Source organism: Varibaculum cambriense DSM 15806 (genome assembly GCF_000420065.1).
In the GTDB taxonomy this organism is placed as follows: Bacteria; Actinomycetota; Actinomycetes; order Actinomycetales; family Actinomycetaceae; genus Varibaculum; species Varibaculum cambriense.
This window is the reverse complement of the sequence record NZ_ATUF01000002.1, coordinates 426,784-445,319: the sequence shown is the minus strand read 5'-3', so window position 1 is coordinate 445,319 and position 18,536 is coordinate 426,784. Positions and strand designations below refer to the sequence as shown.

At 53.0% G+C, this 18,536-nt stretch carries 11 protein-coding genes; 8 read left to right on the top strand and 3 right to left on the bottom strand.

Annotated elements, in window-relative coordinates; translation table 11 throughout:
• The first annotated feature begins 122 nt into the window (after positions 1-122).
• From F605_RS0102040 to F605_RS10865, 3 genes are all read left to right on the top strand, one after another.
• Positions 123-653, top strand: coding sequence for a phosphoribosyltransferase (locus F605_RS0102040; RefSeq protein ID WP_022864248.1), 531 nt, complete (start codon positions 123-125; stop codon positions 651-653).
• A 34-nt stretch (positions 654-687) separates the two neighbouring features.
• Positions 688-1,218, top strand: coding sequence for a SprT-like domain-containing protein (locus F605_RS0102035; protein ID WP_022864247.1), 531 nt, complete (start codon positions 688-690; stop codon positions 1,216-1,218).
• Between the two features lie 86 nt (positions 1,219-1,304).
• A complete protein-coding gene (locus F605_RS10865) occupies positions 1,305-2,696 on the top strand; it encodes a serine/threonine-protein kinase (protein WP_022864246.1) in 1,392 nt (463 codons plus the stop codon).
• A gap of 10 nt (positions 2,697-2,706) precedes the next feature.
• Here F605_RS10865 and hrpA read toward each other — a convergent pair whose 3' ends face one another.
• Positions 2,707-7,545 carry an ATP-dependent RNA helicase HrpA gene (gene hrpA / locus F605_RS09325; protein WP_419184827.1) on the bottom strand — a complete coding sequence of 1,613 codons (4,839 nt, stop codon included), beginning with the start codon at positions 7,543-7,545 and terminating at the stop codon, positions 2,707-2,709.
• A 91-nt stretch (positions 7,546-7,636) separates the two neighbouring features.
• Here hrpA and F605_RS0102020 point away from each other — a divergent pair, with 91 nt between their 5' ends.
• The 3 genes from F605_RS0102020 to F605_RS10860 all read left to right on the top strand — a co-directional run bounded on the left by F605_RS0102020 (position 7,637) and on the right by F605_RS10860 (position 9,858).
• The gene (locus F605_RS0102020) at positions 7,637-8,932 is read left to right on the top strand and encodes an FAD-dependent oxidoreductase (protein ID WP_022864244.1); all 1,296 of its coding nucleotides are present in this window, start codon (positions 7,637-7,639) and stop codon (positions 8,930-8,932) included.
• Position 8,933: 1 nt separating this feature from the next.
• Positions 8,934-9,230, top strand: coding sequence for a ferredoxin family protein (locus tag F605_RS0102015; protein ID WP_022864243.1), 297 nt, complete (start codon positions 8,934-8,936; stop codon positions 9,228-9,230).
• A 64-nt stretch (positions 9,231-9,294) separates the two neighbouring features.
• A complete protein-coding gene (locus F605_RS10860; protein ID WP_081639093.1) occupies positions 9,295-9,858 on the top strand; it encodes a GNAT family N-acetyltransferase in 564 nt (187 codons plus the stop codon).
• A gap of 183 nt (positions 9,859-10,041) precedes the next feature.
• On the opposite strand, the gene F605_RS0102005 is transcribed toward F605_RS10860, so the two are convergent.
• Positions 10,042-11,985, bottom strand: coding sequence for an OPT family oligopeptide transporter (locus F605_RS0102005; RefSeq protein ID WP_022864241.1), 1,944 nt, complete (start codon positions 11,983-11,985; stop codon positions 10,042-10,044).
• A gap of 266 nt (positions 11,986-12,251) precedes the next feature.
• Between F605_RS0102005 and F605_RS0102000 the strand changes: the two genes are divergently transcribed.
• Positions 12,252-12,806: a YagU family protein gene (locus tag F605_RS0102000; protein WP_022864240.1), complete on the top strand. Its 555-nt coding sequence runs from the start codon at positions 12,252-12,254 to the stop codon at positions 12,804-12,806.
• A 579-nt stretch (positions 12,807-13,385) separates the two neighbouring features.
• Complete coding sequence (locus tag F605_RS0101995; protein WP_051132077.1) at positions 13,386-14,138, top strand: VIT1/CCC1 transporter family protein; 753 nt, start codon at positions 13,386-13,388, stop codon at positions 14,136-14,138.
• Between the two features lie 1,636 nt (positions 14,139-15,774).
• On the opposite strand, the gene cas3 is transcribed toward F605_RS0101995, so the two are convergent.
• Complete coding sequence (gene cas3, locus F605_RS0101990; protein ID WP_040765046.1) at positions 15,775-18,534, bottom strand: CRISPR-associated helicase Cas3'; 2,760 nt, start codon at positions 18,532-18,534, stop codon at positions 15,775-15,777.
• Between the last annotated feature and the right edge of the window lie 2 nt (positions 18,535-18,536).

Sequence of the window (18,536 nt, the reverse complement as noted above, 5' to 3'; positions counted from 1 at the left end):
GATAATATTACGAGGAACACGGGGGAAGTGTTTTCCCAGGTAAATAGCTAGAAAGGAATAATTTGAGAAAAATATCCGCTCGCAGTTTCAAAAAGTTGGCTGAAGATAGCTAGGCTAGTTTTATGGCAGATACACAAGATCGGGAAGTGCTCACCTGGCAAGGATTCGGAGATGCGACCCGACAAATCGCGCAAAATATTGTAGATTCCGGGTGGATGCCCGAGTTAGTAGTGGCGGTGGCTCGCGGGGGGTTATTACCGGCGGGTGCTTTGTCTTACGCGTTAGGACTAAAAGCAATCGGCACCATGAATGTAGAGTTCTATACCGATATAGAGGAAACTCTGCCTGAGCCAGTGCTGATTCCGCCGCTAATGGACGTCTCGGCTCTGTCCGGTAAACGAGTGCTGGTAGTCGATGACGTTGCCGATTCGGGAAAAACTTTAGAGTTAGTCATGCGGCTGATTCGCGAACGCGGGATTCCTTCGGGACAAGAAGGTGAGCGGGTAGCGGTTTCAGAAGCTAAATGTGCCTGTATCTATGTAAAGTCGCGGTCGATTATTACCCCGGACTACGTGCTAAAGCACACCGACAAATGGATTAATTTCCCTTGGTCGACCCTGCCTCCGGTGACTGCGGAAGGGCTAGGACACTAGGCGCAATCGCTAGTTACCATCCCCGCTAGGCGGAGTGGCAGGGCTGCTCGTGAAAGTAGACAGCTTGGAAGAGGTATTAGCGTTAGCGCGGCGCACCCTGGACGCCTGCGGCTTGCAGGACTGGGAAGTTGGCCTGGATCATGCGCGCCGCCGTGCCGGCGCCTGCCATTTTGCAGATAAACGGATTAGTTTTTCCCGTTATTTGTTGCCACTCTACGATTCGGATGCCGCGTGGGAGGTGGTTTTACACGAGGTCGCTCACGCGCAAGTGGGACCGCAGGCCGGGCATGGTAAGCGGTGGCAACAGGCAGTTAAGTCTTTAGGAGGGCGCGCTGAACGTACAGTAGCCCCGGACGCGCCCTCACTCCCGGCTCCCTGGATCGGGGTGTGTAAAGCCGGCCACCGTATTGAACGTTTCCGTACCCCCACCCGGGTTTTGGCCTGTTCTAAATGTTCGCGCGATTTCCGGGTAGAAAATATTTTCACCTGGACATACCGGGGAGGGGCTCCCCGACACCACCGGGCATACCTGCGCGAACTCCAAAAAATCTGTAAGGATCATTAAAAGTAGGAGCTAGGGGAGAGAGGATTTCTCTTTTTGAAGCTTTAAACTGGATGCTGAAAGATTATCGACCAAGTTGCAGGGAACGTATGGATAATTATCAGCCGGCACACGCCCATGCCGGACAACCCTTCCCTGCTGCCGAGAATCCGCAGAACCCGGTCATACGGTCTGACCCCCAAGGCTCTACAGTTATAGCTGGGTATCGGCTGTTAAAAGCCTTAGGGTCGGGCACCATGGGCGAAGTATGGAAGGTTGCCGATCCCCGAGGAAATATTTACGCCGCAAAAATTTTGCGTTCTAAGCTAGCAATTAAGCCGGGCATCGCGCAGCGTTTTCGCATGGAAAAAGATCTGGTTACCGGGGTGCGGCATCAAAACATTGTGGAGGTTTATGACCTGATCCAAACCCCGGAATATATGGCGATCATTATGGAATATACCGATGGCGGGGATTTGGGGGTGCTACTGAAAAAGCAGGGCACGCTGCTGCCCTTAGATGCTGTCTACTATTGCATGGGGATTGCCGCTGGTCTTTCCCCGATTCATCACGCGGGGATTGTGCATCGGGACTTGAAGCCCTCGAATATTTTATTGAAACGACAAGGGGGCTACCTGGTGCCCAAAATCGCGGATTTTGGTTTGGCCAGATGGATTGATCCTCGTTACGAAATCCAGACTACGAAGCGTTCGGGAACCCCTTACTATATGGCGCCGGAGATGATTGAAGGCAAAGGGGTAAGTTCCAAAACTGATATTTATTCCCTGGGGGTGATTCTTTACGAGTTACTCTGCGGAGTCACTCCCTTTAGAGGGACAGTGGGGGAAGTCTTAAACCATCAGTTCTACGATATGCCGGGAATACTTCCGGGAATTCCCAGTTCCTTGTGGAATGTGATGACCCAAATGCTGGCGAAAGAGACTTCGGTGCGCCCTAGTGCTGTCCAGACCCACGCCCTCTTAAAGTCAGTAGTTGACCAGGTGCGCCCCCTGGAGGCTCTGCCGGTATTAAAGGAGCCCCCACGGCCGCAACCGTTAGAGGATGTGGTGAAGGTTTCCCCAGCAGATGCTAAGACTTCCTTGGCATCGGTAAAACCGATTATTCCCGCCCATAATGAGGACGAAACCCAGTCGGGGCAGACCGCTCGCGGGCAGGTGGAACTGGTGGCTCCCGCCTGGCATCCGGTAACTTTACCGCCAGCAATTATGGATAATACTGAGGAGGCTATCGGGGCCGGAGCTGGCTCCCCCGGGGGATTCTCGCCGCCGCGGGAGCAGGAGGAGTCCGCAAACGAGCAAACTTTAGGGGCTTGGGAGAACATTCCCGGTTTTGCCGAGAACCTGCCGAAGTCATCCCCCCGTCAGGGTGCGCCTGCTCCCCGCCGGAGCGCAGCGAAAGAAATCGTAGGGGGAGTGGCGATCGGGCTGGGGGCCGGCGCCCTAATCACCCTGGTAGCAGCCACTATTTTGCTATTGCTCTAAGGGAAACAGCTTAGACTTGCGCCTGTTTTAGGAGCTTGCTTAGGCGCGGCAGGGAAACCCGCTCCCGCGTACCTAAGGGTTGGGCAAATAGCGAAACCCGCAGTTCTTCTAACAGCCAGCGCCCGTGGATTAAGGACGCTACCGCAGCAGGATCTGCGGCTAGATTATCTCGGTTTGCTAGATTTTCGCGCGCGCCTTCCCAGATAGCTAAAGCCTGTTCTTCCTGGTGAATCGCGCTGTTTTGCCCCTGGCTTGCCTTTTGTAGGCGGGTAGCTATCGCCTGCAGGTAACGCCCTAAATCTGCGGTTCCCTCGCATAAATCCCACAGGAACCCCGGGTAGATTAGCTGCGGTAGCTGAGAGCGCACCTGGGTGACTTCGCCTAAAGCGCTGAGCGGGAAATGCTCAGATAGGGCGGCTGCCACTTCTCGATAGCTGGCACCAACTTCTCCAATTTTTCCGGCGAGGGCGTATACCTCGTCCTCGAAACGGTCACGGAAATCTGCAGCCAGCTGCCGCAGGGTCGAAGAATCTCTAACTGTCCAGGTATCTACTTTTGCTTGTTCCAGGCAACGCCAGGTGGCAACCAGCTGTAGCTCTGAAAGCAGATTCGCTTTTTCGTAGGGCAGTGCCGCCAGGTTTAACGCTAAATGCGCTGGCCAGCGGGTAGAAATCCGGGCAGGAGGCAGGTAAAGCTGGGAGCATAGCAGGTAGGTAACCCCAAAGTGGTGGGAACGTTGAGCTGGCTGCAAGTTTTCAAAGCGGGCTACTCGTACCGGGAAAACGGGGGAGCTTGGATTCTGCTGATTGCTGTTTGTGCTGTTTTTATGGGTGGAACGCGGGTTTTCGTAGCGGTTTTTTTGTGGGCCAGACAGTAGTGATAATCCGAAAGGCCGCGGCAGGCGCTGTGGTAGTAAGCCCGGGAAGGCTTCTCCAGGTACCCCGCCAGCATTAGTGGTTGTTTGCGCAGGTAGAACTGCCGCTTTCCCACGTATTTGCGGCCAGGAAGGAGAAAAATCTGTTTCCGGGAAACGCTGTTCGTCGGCTTTATTAGCTTCGCCGCTGCCCGAGGTCGGCTTGCAACGTTCCGGGTTTTTCTTTCCGCTTTCGGATTTGCTGACTTGCGAAAGCGCTTCCCGGATTACTTGCTTGCGGGCGGCCCGTCCTTTCTTTCCGTAACGCTTTTGCAGTTTTTCAAGGTCGCGAGAATATATCTGTTCTTTCCCTATCCGAAGCGCAAAGCGAATCCGCAAATGCGCAGGCAAAGCCGTGACTGCCTGGGAAAAGTCTTGTGCAGTTACCTCCACGGCGCGTAGCTGGTCGAGAGCCGCGATGAACAGCGAAGCCAGCGGGCGCGAGGGTGCAGTTTGCTTCTTATTAGGCGAAACTTCCGTTAGGTTGCGATGGTCAGTCTGTTTAGGGGTATCCGCCGCTGCGGGTGCAGCGGCTTGGGGAGTGCCTGTCCCTGATAAGTCCCCGTTTTTTCCCTGTTCTGTGCTCTCCGAGGGGTCTGAATCTGCGTTCTTGGTGCTGCCTCCATCCCCCGAAACTTTGGACTGATTTTCACTGGAAGGCGCGTTATTACTTTTTTCAATCCCCGCCCAAGCAGCTAGGCGCCCCAGAGAAGCCTGCAACGCTTCCTCCTGCTTAATCTGCACCGGGGTAGGCTCGCGGCTTTCGGTAGTGCCAGTAGCAGGCTTGGGGTTGGCCAGTTCGCGCTCAATCCAGGTGCTCACTTCCGCCGCCACCTGTGGGGCAGGAACTAACTGGCGGCGCACCGTTTTCGGTAGCGCCCGGATCAGCGCAGTAAACAGCTCCGGCCACAAGCCCGGGACCGTCCATTGAAACTCTTGCGGATCCAGGTAGGGCAACTGCTCCAAGCTAACCTGGCAGGTAATCCCATCTTCTTCCTTGCCGGGGGCAAAGTGATACTGCAGGGGCAAACTAAAATCTGCTCCTATCCAGCGGTCGGGGAACCCGGCGCGAGACAGCCGGGTAAGTTTGCCCGCCAAATCAGTTCTGCCCCCAATGGAATGATCTGCGGCTTTACCACTGGAGTAGTTGCGGGGCGCTTGTTGGGTGGCAGCGGGGGTGAGCACCACGTCCTCGGGGTAATCCAAAATATGGGGGTCATCTTGACGCTTGAACCAGGCCGCGAAAGTTCCCGGATTGGTTACCTCTTTGCCCAAGCGGGCGGCGAAGAAAGCCGCCAAGGCGTCCTCTCCGGCAACTATTCCGGCCTGACGGGTGCGTTGCTCAACTTCCCGGGCGCGCTCCAGTATCTTTTCATTGCGTTTCAAGAAGGGATAGTTCAAGGGGGCATCCCCCCTGACCAGGGCATTAGCAATAAAGAGGGCGCGTGCCCACTCCCGGGCAGTTTGCGGGGTCTGCTCGCCAGGAAGATCCAGCTTATTTGCCGCAGGCGATAGCGCGGGCATCATTTTATTTCCCAGCCGGGACAGAGGAACTGGCACGTCCGCGGCAATAGTGAGCCCGTAGAGGGTGACTCGTTCCGGCACTAGCGCCGTGCCTTTCCTACTTGACCAATACGGCTCCCCATAGGAGCGTTTCACCAGGTGTTTTCCGGCGTGAATAATCCAATCGGGATTAACCCGGGCAACATTGCGGGCAAACAGCCGGGAGGTTTCCACCAGTTCCGCAGCCATTACCCAATCGAATGTGCGGTTAGAGAGCCCCGAACCTGGCCAAATGGTGAAGCGGGCGCCGCGCGGCGCTAGGTACTGTTTGGCGCGCTGATCCCAGTTCCCAATCCCCGAAAGCATCCCTACCAGCAGGGACCGATGAATAGCTTCCGTGTCAGAATATTTAGAGGTGAGGTTTTGGCAGGCCACAATTAGCTCACGAGACTCCGGATCTGGCTGGTAGCTCGAGCGAGAGGGCTTCGCTAAGGGGCGGGCGCTAATTCCCAGTTCTTTTAATAGTTGCCGCAGTTGGTTAGTAAGATCTTGCCATTCGCGAGTACGCAGGTAATGCAGAAATTCACGTTGACACATTTTCCGGAAGGCGCTTCCGGACAGATCGCGGGATTGGGTGCGCAGGTAGCGCCAAAGATTAAGGTAAGTGAGGAAATCGGAACTGGAATCCAGAAAACGCGAATGAGCCTGATCGGCGGCTTCTTGGTGTTCTAGAGGGCGCAGGCGCACATCTTGCATTGAAAGTGCCGAAACTATTACTAGTGCCTCCGATACGCAGCCGCGCCGGTCGGCCTCCAGCAGCATCCGGGCCAGTCGCGGATCGATCGGCAGCTTCGCCAGGCGTTTCCCCAGCTTAGTTAGGCGGTAACCTTCGGCGTTTTCGCCCCGCTCCGAAAGAGCACCCAGTTCGTAAAGCAGCTGTTCCCCGTCCCGGACTTGCCGCGGATCCGGGGCGTCGATAAAGGGAAAATCGGTGACTTTCCCCAGGTTTAACGAGGCCATCGCCAAAATTACTGCCGCTAGGGAAGTCCGTAAAATCTCGGGTTCAGTGAATTGGGGACGTGCCAGGAAGTTTTCTTCCGAATATAGGCGGATACAAATCCCGTCACTGATTCGTCCACAGCGCCCCGCTCGCTGACGGGCGCTGGCTTGAGATACTTCCTCAATCGGCAGGCGCTGCACTTTGGTGCGTTGGGAATAGCGAGAAATCCGGGCCAGACCGGGATCGATCACGTATTTTATGCCCGGCACGGTCAGCGAAGTTTCCGCCACATTGGTGGCCAGCACTATCCGCGGATAAGGGTGGGGGGCGAAAACGCGTTGTTGTTCGGCCGGGGATAACCGGGCAAACAGGGGCAGGATTTCTATTGCGCCTGGGGTGGTTGAGCGTTCCCCGGCGCGCACGTACCGGGAACCCAAGTGTGCGGCGAGGGCGGCTTCAGTGTCCCGAATATCTCGCTCGCCTGGCAAAAACACCAAAATATCACCGGGGTCGCCAGAAAAAAGTTCATCAACCGCCTGGCAGATTCCCTCGGTTTGGTCTTTTGTTTCACCGCTGGCGGCGCCCTCTTTTTGCTGGTTAGAGAGGCGTTTGCGGTTTTCCCCGCGGGCTCCCTCATCGCCCTCATCACCCTCTGCGTCCTCATCCTCGCTATCGGAGCCATCCAGGGGGCGATAAAGCACTTGAACCGGGTAGGTGCGCCCCGAAACCTCAATAATCGGGACTGGGGAACCGGGGCGGGAAAAATGTTCGGCAAAACGTTGGGAATCAATAGTTGCCGAGGTGATAATCACTTTCAGATCCGGGCGGCGGGGCAGCAAGCGCGCCAAATACCCCAAAATAAAATCAATATTCAGGGAGCGTTCGTGGGCTTCATCCACGATGATCGTGTCATAGCGTTTCAGCAGAGGATCGGTGCGAATTTCCGCTAGTAGAATCCCGTCCGTCATCAACTTGACCATGGTTTTGCTAGAGACCACGTCGGTAAAACGCACCTGGAAACCGACGGTTTTTCCCAGCTCTTCTCCCAGCTCGTGGGCTATCCGGGTAGCCACTGAGCGGGCAGCAATCCGGCGCGGCTGGGTGTGTCCGATGAGGGCGCCGCGTCCTCTGCCTAGCTCTAAACAAATTTTTGGCAGCTGCGTAGTTTTCCCGGATCCAGTTTCCCCCGAAACCACTACCACCTGGTTATTGGCGATAGCTTCGGCGATTTCTTGCCGCCGGGCGCTAACCGGTAATTCCTCGGGAAAGTTGATCTTTGCAGGAGGGTTATTTAAGGCTTTTGTGCGGCGGCGAACTGGACGGTCACTTTTCTCGCACGGTTTTTCGCGTCGCTCAGCCCGCTGATTCTGCCCGCTAGCTTCCTGCTGCCCGCTCATTGTCCTCCTTACCTCTGAGAAAAGTCTAACGGGTATCGCGTCCGCGGCATTATTGAATGCTGCCAACTGCGATAAGGTAGAGATTCCGAAGCAGGTAATCCGCCCAGTGGAGGCAGCGAGATAAAACATGAGCGTGGAATACGATTTCGATGTCATTATCGTAGGTGGCGGCGTCGCCGGAACGGTATGTGCCTACCTATTAGCAAAAGAGGGTCACGAGGTCTTATTGATTGAGCGGGGCTCGGAAGTAGGGGCTAAGAACCTTTCGGGTGGGGTGTTTTACTGCCAGGTAATGAACCAGATTTTCCCGGACTTTATTGAGAAAGCCCCCCTTGAACGGAAAATTAACAAGAACATTTTGTCTTTCCTGAACCCGACCTCCGCGGTCAACCTGGAGTATTGGGATCAGCGCCTAGCAGAACCAGTCAACGCCGTCAGCGTTTTGCGTGCCAAACTGGATCCCTGGCTGGCGGAACAGGCCGAAGAAGCCGGAGCCACCATTATGCCGGGCATGAAAGTCGATGAACTGGTGCGTGAGGACGGGAAGTTCTGCGGGGTGCGCGCCGGAGAAGACACCGTTTACGGCAAAGTAATCGTGGCTGCAGATGGGGTGAATTCCTTCCTTGCCCAGTATGCCGGGATTCGCCCGCAAGAACCCCTTAGTCACCTGGGGGTGGGGGTGAAATCCGTTATCCAGTTAGGGGAAGAAACCGTTAAAGAACGCTTCAACCTGCAAGAGGGCGAGGGCGCGGCCTACCAAATGGTGGGGGACTGCACTCAAGGAGTAGCAGGCGGCGGTTTCCTGTACACCAACCGGGATTCGGTTTCTATCGGGATCGTGGCGATGCTAGATGACCTGAAGAAAAAACAGTTATCTTCCTCTGAACTGCATGATCATTTCTTACAGCATCCCTTTATCGAACCGTTCCTGCGCGGGGGAAAGCTGGTGGAATATGGCTGTCACCTGGTAGCCGAGGGTGGTAAAGCCATGCAGCATGGGCTGGTGCATGACGGGCTGATCCTAATAGGAGACGCGGCTGGGTTTACCCTCAACACCGGGTTCACGATTCGGGGAATGGATTTGGCCGCCGGATCTGCTCAAGCCGCTGCCAGTGCCATTGATGCGGCGCTTAAAGCGGAAAACTTTAGCGCGTCCTCGTTAAATAAATATCTAGAAAACTACCAAGCGTCTTTCGTGGGCAAAGATATGGAAACTTTCGCGCGGGCTCCGCAGTTCCTCCACAATCAGGAACTATACGGCCAGGTAGGTGAGCTGGCGGCGGACGTGTTCCACGGGGTCTATAACCTGGATACCACCCCGCGCCGGCGCCTATTACCGGTGGCGCGGGCGGCGCTAAAAAAATCGCCACTAAGTATCCGCCGTCTGGTGAAACTTGGTTTACAAGCAGTGAGGTCGATTTAAAATGACTGATTACCTTCCCGAATCCGTATCTGAGAGGCTTACCGCCAATATTTATGAGGTAGACGAAGAAGAATCCCATATTTCTATCGATCAAGAACTAGCGAAAGCCACCGGCGCCGGAAAACTATTAGAACGCGTTTGTCCCGCCCACGTGTATAAAGCTCGCAAGGACGGCTCGGTCGATATCGAATACGCGGCCTGTCTGGAATGCGGCACCTGCCTGGCAGTAGCTCCTCCCGGGGTGCTCAAATGGCATTACCCGCGCTCCATGATGGGTATTAGCTATCGCCAGGGCTAAGCGTTATTAGGAAATTGCCCTCGGAAGTCACCCCTATAGAAGGAAAATAAATATCCTTAAAGGTATGAGTACCCCTATGCAGATTCGCCAAGCCGAGACCGCCCGCGACATGTTAGACATTTTTGCGACCCGCCGCGCGGTTTTTCACCTGGAACAGGGAATCTCTCTGGATCGGGAAATAGACGATATCGACTTCGCTAAGGGAACTATCCACCTTTTAGGTGAGGATGCCTCGGGTACTATCGCGGCCGCCAGGATCTCCCCGCCAAAAATCGGGATTCCCACCGACCTGGCCGAAATGTTTCCCCAGTTGCCGCGGGACACTATAACCGGGAAGCTAGGACGTTTTGCCGTACTACCCGCTGCTCGCGGGTGTGGAAACGGTAAAGAACTGGTGCGGGGCGCCGAACGATTAGCGCTTAACAGCTGGGGGAGTTCCGAGGGGGGCGGAGTAGTGCTACTGCAAGTCACAGCGCAGGCTCCGGTGATTGGCTTTTATCAAAAACTTGGTTACCAGCTAATTCCTTCCCGCGACCCCTACTTGGATGCCGGAATTGACCATCGCGACCTAGTCAAACTAGTGGAGCCGCAGGCCAGCGTAGTGCAGTTCCCCGGCCGTTGGCTTTAGGCTGCGCGGGGGATTGGTTTTATCCGAGCAGGCGCGGTGGGCATAAGAATTCGGAAAACGTCGCTACGTTTTCCGAATTCTTGGGCGGGAGGGGAAACCAATCCTCCGCGCACCAACGTCAGTCAGTTGCGTGCGGGTAAAGAGGGATTTGATTCTCCTCTAGCGTCATCAATTTGATTGATTTTAAGCCTCGGCCTGCTGCTTTGCGCGGCGGTATCCCCAGGCGGCTAAAGCAACGAAGATAGCCAGCCCCACGAGGGAGGACACTCCCGACCAGGAATCAGGCACGATGGCTAGTGGTTCCTCACTGCCGGTAGTGCCCACAATCGCGGCATAAACCACGCCCCATAGGCTTTCGCCTACGATCAACCCGGTAGCCAGCAGGGTGCCCATTCGGGACGCGGCCTCGGGATTCTTCCGAGTTTTTGCCCAACGGTTAAAGAGGACCCCGCAAGTCGCGCCAATCGGAATCAGGATGGTCAGGGTAATAGGTAGATACATTCCCATCCCCACTGCGATCGGGGGCAGCGAGTAACGGGAAGTGGTGTGCTTTAGAATCTCATCGATCAAGATGATGGCCACCCCGATCAATGCTCCCAGCCCTAGGCGACTCCAATCAATATCGCCTCCGAATACGCCCTTGGTTAGCTCTGCGATTAGGGAGGCTTGCGGAGCGGCCAGTGCATTCTTACCGGCACCGGGTGCTCCTTGGAAACCAAAAGCATTATTCATTAAATGCAATACCGGCGGAATAATCAGGGAACCAAAAATTACCCCGATTATCAAGGCCACTTGCTGTTTCCACGGGGTAGAGTTGACTAGTTGGCCGGTCTTTAGATCTTGCAGGTTGTCATTAGAAATAGTGGCAATCCCGAAAACAATAGCTGCAGTAAATAAGGTGTAGGCAACTAAGGTTTTGGGGTCACTTCCAGCGGGTACTGCCGCCTTAATCACCAGGGCAGTCAGAATCGCAACTAGGATGCCTACTCCGGAAACCGGGCTGTTGGAGGAGCCGATTAGTCCCGCCATGTACCCACAGACACTGGCAACTGCTAACCCGAGAGCCAAAATAAACAGGATCGACAGGAAAATCAGACCGCCAGTGTGATGCTCCAAGGGGGTGCCCTTTAGGAACAACCATAAGAGCATGCCGATCGGGATCATGAGTGCCAAAGTAATCCCTACTACCCATCCCAGAGACAGGTCGCGTTCTTGCGCGGGAACATTCACTCCCGCTTTGCGCCTACGTGAAGCTGCCAAGGATTCGCGCATTCCTCGGATGATCGGAGCAATGATTTTTAGGAACGTCCAGATAGCGGCAATGGCGATGGTCCCGGCACCTACAAAACGCACGTCGGAAGCAAAGATTCCTTGCACGCCCTCGGCAATATCTCCGCTGCCGAGCTGGCCGGAAGAAAAGTAGGGGAGCAGCACCCCGTAACTGATGACCATGCCGCAGATCATGGCGATGCCCACCCCCAGACCGACCAGGTGACCGATGCCGATGAGTGCCAAGGAAAGACTGGTACCTACCATGGTTCCTCCAGCACCAACTTTGAAAGCGGTGGTTACGCTGGAGAGCGCGATTTTTAGGTTGGTGAGCAGGGAAAAGAAGGCAGAGGAAATCGCTCCCCAAATAATCACACGCAGGCCGCGGCGATTATCGGCGGCGCCTTCGTGAGTGTCTCCGACTTTTAAGACTTCCGCGGCTGCTACGCCCTCGGGAAAAGCGAGGTCAGAACCGGTTACGAGGGCGCGCCTTAAGGGGATAGAGTAGGTGACTCCCAGGATGCCGCCTAGTGCACACAAGGCAGCGGTGGTCCAATAGGGGAAACCAGTCCACCAGCCCACCATGATTAGGCCCGGCAGCACGAAAATGATTGCCGATAAAGTGCCGGCTGCAGAAGCGATGGTCTGCACGATGTTGTTTTCTTGCACGGTATGATCTTTGAAATACCGCAGAATCGCCATGGAAATAACTGCCGCTGGAATCGAGGTAGCGAAGGTTAGCCCCACTTTTAGCCCTAAATAAACATTCGCGGCCGTGAAAATTAAGGTGATGATTCCCCCGATAATCACTCCGCGAATAGTTAGTTCTTTTACTGCTGTTTTCGATTCAGTTGTCATTATTGGGCAATCTCCTTGGTTGAATACACCAAAAACAGGATACGACCCGGCGAAAGATATTAAGAAATCAGGATATAGGTAAAAGGAGTACGGATAATACGGTCAAAAGTCGATATTTGTGAGGTCTTACTCTCTTATCGTCGGATACGGGTAAAAGTGTCTCTTCGTCCCCGCAGATTGCAACCATAAAAACAACAGGTCTATTTTTTTAAAAGGGCAGCGAATAATCGCTGCTTATTTATTTAGAAACTGTATGAGAGTTACATATGAATATTTTGGAAAAAACTGATCCGTCCCGGCGTCGTCTGGGAGTAGCGGTGCTCGTGGGCCTAATCGGAGGTATTTTTAGCGCGATTGTGAAGTTTGGTTGGGAAGTTCCTTTCCCTCCCCGTACTCCCGAACGCAATGAAACTAATCCTCCCCAGGAGCTATTGCAACAGTTAGGGATGAGTCACGATGCTTCGCATACTTCCGTGGTCTTCAACGGTAATGAGCTGCCGATTTATTCGTTTATTATCCACTTCTCGTTTGCGATTGTCTTTGCGATTCTCTATTGCGTGATTGCCGAGTATTTCCCCAAGATCAAACTGTGGCAGGGTGCAGCCTTCGGCCTGTTGATTTGGGTATTGGCGCACTTGATCGTGATGCCCGCTATGGGGACGGTTCCGGCTCCCTGGGATCAGCCTCTAGCCGAGCATTTTTCGGAGGCGCTGGGACATGTTGTCTGGCTGTGGGCAATCGAAATCGTACGTCGTGACCTGCGGAATCGGATCACTCATGAACCGGATGCGGAAGTGTCGCTGCAGGCAGCTAATCGGTAAAAGATACCTTCTTTAGGTCGATATTTATTAACGCGCGGGCGCAGATTTTTTCTGTGCCCGCGCGTTAGTGTCTAGGCTGGGATTGCCGAGTTTTTTAGGCCGCCAGCACGCACCCTCCTGCCTAGCTGTTCTTAGGGTTAGGGCAAACAAAATAAGCAAGAGCCCTGTTTTGTTAATCTGCTTCTTTTGGGAGTAAAACAGTGGCGTTTTCTCCTAGTAAACATACTTTTATCAGCTAATTCAGGGAAAAATCTAACTAAGGTAAGCCCTACTTTTCCTCATGAAGGTCTACTCTTAACCCGGGTTACGTCGCTAGCGGGAGCTAAGCGCCGTTATGAAGGGGATTGATCGTGCCGCACGATTTATGCGTCCCTTTCTCGAGGGCGCGGGGTAAGAATCCCAGAATTTTTCCTTTGGCTCGCCTTCCCTTAGAGATGGGGTCTCTTTCGCATGGGCTGGTCTGTGTCTAGTCGCGGTATCTCGTTTTTTAATTCGCAAAAATTTTTGTCTTGCTAATCTGACCTTGCAGTCAGAAAAAATATCGAACGACTTAAACGTGCTGGTAAATGGAGGTGCCAAATGAGTTTGGTGGGAGAAAGAATATTAGGTGCTTCTTCCGGTACGCGAGAGCGGGACGAGCATACCGATGAAAGCGTGAAGACGGCCTCCAAGCTTAATTGGTTGCGTGCCGGGGTGCTGGGAGCTAATGACGGCATTGTGTCGACTGCCGGCGTAGTGGTCGGGGTGGCCGCCGCTGATCCGCAAAATAATATTGCAATCTTTACCGCCGGGATGGCGGCAGTGGTCGCGGGGGCGATTTCTATGGCGGCGGGCGAATATGTATCCGTATCTACCCAAAAGGATACGGAGCAAGCGCTGGTTCATAAAGAAAATACCCGGCTGAGGAAAGATCCCGAGGGTGAGTTTGCGGGTCTGATTAAGGTCTATGAGGGCAAAGGACTCTCGCCGGAAACCGCCCGGTTAGTAGCGAAAGAGTACTCTGCGATTGATCCGGTGGCGGCGCAGGTAGAGGCGCGTTATTCGATTGATTCGCAAGAATTTGTTAACCCGTGGAATGCGGCTTTTTCTTCTGCGATTTCCTTTGTCTTAGGCGCGGTCTTGCCGATGCTGGCTATCCTGCTGTTCCCTCCGGCCTCCAAGTTTGTCGCCACCTTCATTTTGACGTTGGTGGCGCTAGGCTTGGCGGGTTACACCTCAGCTTGGCTTTCGGAAGCTCCCCGAGGACGTGCCGTCATTAGGGTTATTACCGGCGGCGCCCTCGCCATGCTGATTACCGGTGCCGTCGGACACCTGGTGGGGCTGTCGCTGTAGTAGCCTGCAACTGGAGCGGATAATCGGGAAGGTTTGCGCTCGATATAGTCGAATATACCCCCACTAGCGCGGGGAATACGGGCGTTCACCGTTGGTGGCGCACCAGGTTTCGGAATTACCCCCGCTTGCGCGAGGAATACAGCGTGCCTGCTTCTGCTCCTGCGTTTAGCCCGGAATTACCCCCGCTTGCGCGGGGAATACCATTTGATGACGTGGGTTTGGGGGTTCCACATGGAATTACCCCCGCTTGCGCGGGGAATACTGGTACGGGATGCGCGGCTATTGGTGCGCCATGGAATTACCCCCGCTTGCGCGGGGAATACTCACCTCGGGGATCACGGCAACGACAAATCATTGAATTATCCCCGCTTACGCGGGGAATACTCACCCTGGATTTTACCTTTACCGAGGATCAAGGAATTACCCCCGCTTGCGCGGGGAATACTGCTTTTGCCTGTCCTGCCACTCGATGCTAATGGAATTACCCCGCTTGCGCGAGGAATATGCACCTGAAACGGTGGCTAGTTCGTTGTAGCTGGAATTACCCCCGCATGCGCGGGGAATACATGCGGGTTAGCTCGCCCTCGATTTTGCGGGTGGAATTACCTCCGCTTGAGCGGAGAATACAGCCACGCGGCGATATCGGATTGATCTACCTGGGAATTACCCCCGCTCGCGCGGGGAATACGTTCCTTTGGTGGACACGATTATGAGCTGGGAGGAATTACCCCCGCTTGCGCGGGGAATACGTTGCCGGGATGTGGCGAACTATCATCCCACGGGAATTACCCCCGCTTGCGCTGGGAATATTCTCTCGCGCGGGGATGTTTCGCTTCAAAATTAGAATTACCCCCGCTTGCGCGGGGAATACCAGGAGTTTTGGCAGGAGGGCTACTCAATGCCGGAATTACCCCCGCTTGCGCGGGGAATACTGTGCTCGGTCATAATATGCGACCATCGACATGGAATTACCCCCGCTTGCGCGGGGAATACCAAGCGATTCTTGGGCATTCCACCTGGTCGGTGGAATCACCCCCACTCGCGCGGGGAATACTGCATTTTCGCGGCGCCGCCTTTGAAAACGTCGGAATTACCCCCGCTTGCACGGGGAATACGGTTCCTATGCTTGCATGGGAACACATCTTGCGGAATTACCTCCGCTTGCACGGGGAATACACTGTCCCACAGGCAATTTTAGATTAACCGTTGGCGATATTGTTGAACTAACATCTCAAACCTGATTTTTATCGATTGCTAGCTACAAAAGAAGGTTCTCGACAAGTAAGAGCCCGTCGAAGTCCCAAAGCTCACCTCTATTCCACGTCCTTGGGTCGCTCTGGTCTAAAGCGCGAAATGCGAGTGGGATTACCAATTTTGTTTTGTAATAATCAGCTAGGCCGAACAGGAGCGCCCTAGCATCACTTATATGAATTATTCCTAGGGCGGGATTTAGTGATAATGCCGCACAGGCGCAAGCTGTGCAGCCATAATTATTATTCCTCTATGCTCTATACGGCAGTATTCAAGATATAGGAAGGAGATACGATCCGCCTCACGTATCTGGTGGTTAACGGGTATTTTTGCAAATATTAGAGCTTGATCGGAGTAGGACACGACTGCGCCTCTCAAATAGGGTTTATGAATCTACTAGTAATCCTAAGGTCGGGTCATAGCGTAACGATCGGGAAGAATCTATCCCCGTGTTATCAAAATCTAAAATATATTTCCCCCGCAATAAAGCGGGAGCTGACTCATTGATCTGCGTAATGTAATCGCTGTTATTTTCAAACTTTCGTACTACTGTGCTCGCTGAGATAGGAATTTCCGCTTTGAGTGCATCAAGCAACGCCTTGTGGTAGCTCCTAACTTCCCATTCTTTGCGCGGTATGTTTATTAGTTTCTCCAAATGTTCTTTTGAGGTGGCTCCGAGAACATTTGCTTGTGATCCGCAGGCAATGACAAAAGCTTTGGGACGATCTGTAAAACGTGTCAGCGGAGTTTCGCCCTGAGCGTTCTCTTTATTTCCTAATGGGCCGGTTAGTTTTTCAAAACTGGTCAGAGTTATCCCGTCTTCGCCTAGCAGGTTTGTAAGTGGTTCGGTCCAATACTCTGCTCTCATAGTTTTAATTCCATCTGCCGCTATGCTCTCAAAATCCGCTTCGCTTTCGAGAGTGTTGTAGCTAACCCAAGCCTCATCAACGAATTCCTGTATTTGTCCTGGAACTTCTATAGATCCGCGATGTTTGCGCAACCATTCAAAGGTTCTACGCATTGCCGCTCGGGGATAAGGGAAACCCCAACTAGCAAAAGTTTCACTCTCAAAATTTGTACCCGAAGCTATGTGCATAAACAGGTTACTAACGCCGGGTATTCGCGATATACGATCCGCATCTTCTCGGCGCCAACACCTACCGGCTCTCTGAATCAATGAAGCAGCTGGAGCTAAGTCTGAACTTATTAGATCAAAATCTATATCAAGGGAAGCTTCAATAGCTTGAGTACCAACCACTGTTAACCCCTGAATAGTAGATCCGGGACCGAGAAACTTAGTCAGATTATCGGAAACAAGAGACTTATGAGCCGCAGTCATTCTAGAGTGAAGAACGATTACTTTTTGCCCGGATTTTTTTATTTCAAATGCGATTTCTTGGGCATTTTTTATAGTGTTTGTAAAAATACCTATGCGTGCTGTAGGAAATCTTTTACGAACCTGTTCATGCCACTGGATGTGCGACTCTGCGAGGTGTTTGTAGCTGTTTTTTTCTTTCTCAAAATCGAGCTGGTAATCAATCTGGTATCGTTTTTCGGGTGTTAGAAGTTGTTTCTTGGTTGACCCCTTATTTGTTAATAGAACTGATGGAAAACTGGGTGCAGGAACTATGGGAACTGTTGGTTTTATCGCGGTCTTTTCTCCCTCCGAATATGCCCCAATTAGCTGCTTGAGTTGTTCGTCAGCCAAAGTGGCAGAAAGCAACGTTACCCTGGTGCCTAATATTCCAAGCCAGTGGAGAATAGGTTTTAGTAATTCAGTCTGATAGGCGTCTAAGGTGTGAACCTCGTCAATTACGATGTGTGCATTTGCGAGGGCGGTAAGTCGTAAATGTGTCCACTTCAAGGGTAAAGCTGCCATTGCAAGCTGATCAACAGTGCCCACGCAAATAGGCGCAAGTAGTCGGGCGGATCCTTGCCGAACAAAATCGGTTGGGTGAAGAGAATTAGTGATTAGATCTGTCTCAATGTGTGCCTCGTCAAGCGGCTGATTGTAAAACTCTTCTAAAACAGCCATCCCATGCGCAAGTGAGGCTATATTTCCAGTCTCTTTTAGTAGCAGCTGAAAGCGCTCCATTATAGCATTAGAAGTTGCCTGAGTGGGGAGTAAAAAAATTAACCGTTCATGCTCGTAACCGTTAGCGTGATGGCGTAGCAGTGCTGCTTCTGTTTTTCCTGAACCGGTAGGCGCCATTATCGTTAGCAGCCCTGCACCCATATCGCGAACCGCTAATTGCGCGGGTCGGAGTTTCCATTTTCCAAATAAAGTACTCGAGGGATCTTTTAGCGGAGCAAACGTGCCCAGAAGACGGCGAACTCTACGTTCCATTCGTTCGTAACTAGTGATTATCCATTTGTCAAGCAGGGAGTGGTTCAGGGGAATATTTTCCAATACTTTTCGCTGTTCAGTTACCCAATCATTTCCTGATGCTAAGCGATCCGAAATAATAGTTATACCTGAAATGAGTAGCGTATCAATGGGGGATAGATCAGCAGGGAGACTTTCATAGGAAACACCAATTTCTCGTACTAGAATTTTGCGATATGCAATGCGGATATTTTTCCATTCGCCCCCTCTAAAATCCTTCGTGCTCTCAGTACGTCGAGGGACACGAAAAGTTCCATGGTGACCCAAACAAGCAAGTCCCAACCAGTTAGGGCTTGCGTACAGGTTGCTGAGTCCGGATTCGCATTCGAAAAAGTCTAATGCCGCCACTTGCTCATGTCGGCGTATCGAAGAGTTGCGAGCGATTGCCCCTCCGGCTTCGGGACGTCTGAACCTGGAGGAGTCCAGATTTGATAACACAGATTTTGCAAACTGAATCGTAAATGGCTTTTGATCGTCATCTTGTGTACCGACAGAAGAAACATCGGATTTAACAGCCAACTGGCCTTGGAACACCGGGTTTATTTTTCCCAGGTCATGTGACGCCGCAATTAGAGCCAATTTCTTAACTGATTCAGTACCGAGGCAGTCATTCAAGCGGGTTTGCAAACCTGCTCGCAGCCAAACTTGATATACAGCGATTGCGGCAGTGGCGCTGTCTAAGAGATGCAGTATAGCGGGATATGTGGCACCAGTGACAGGGTCATATTTTGCCCAAAAATCTTGAAATGATGTGGACATGC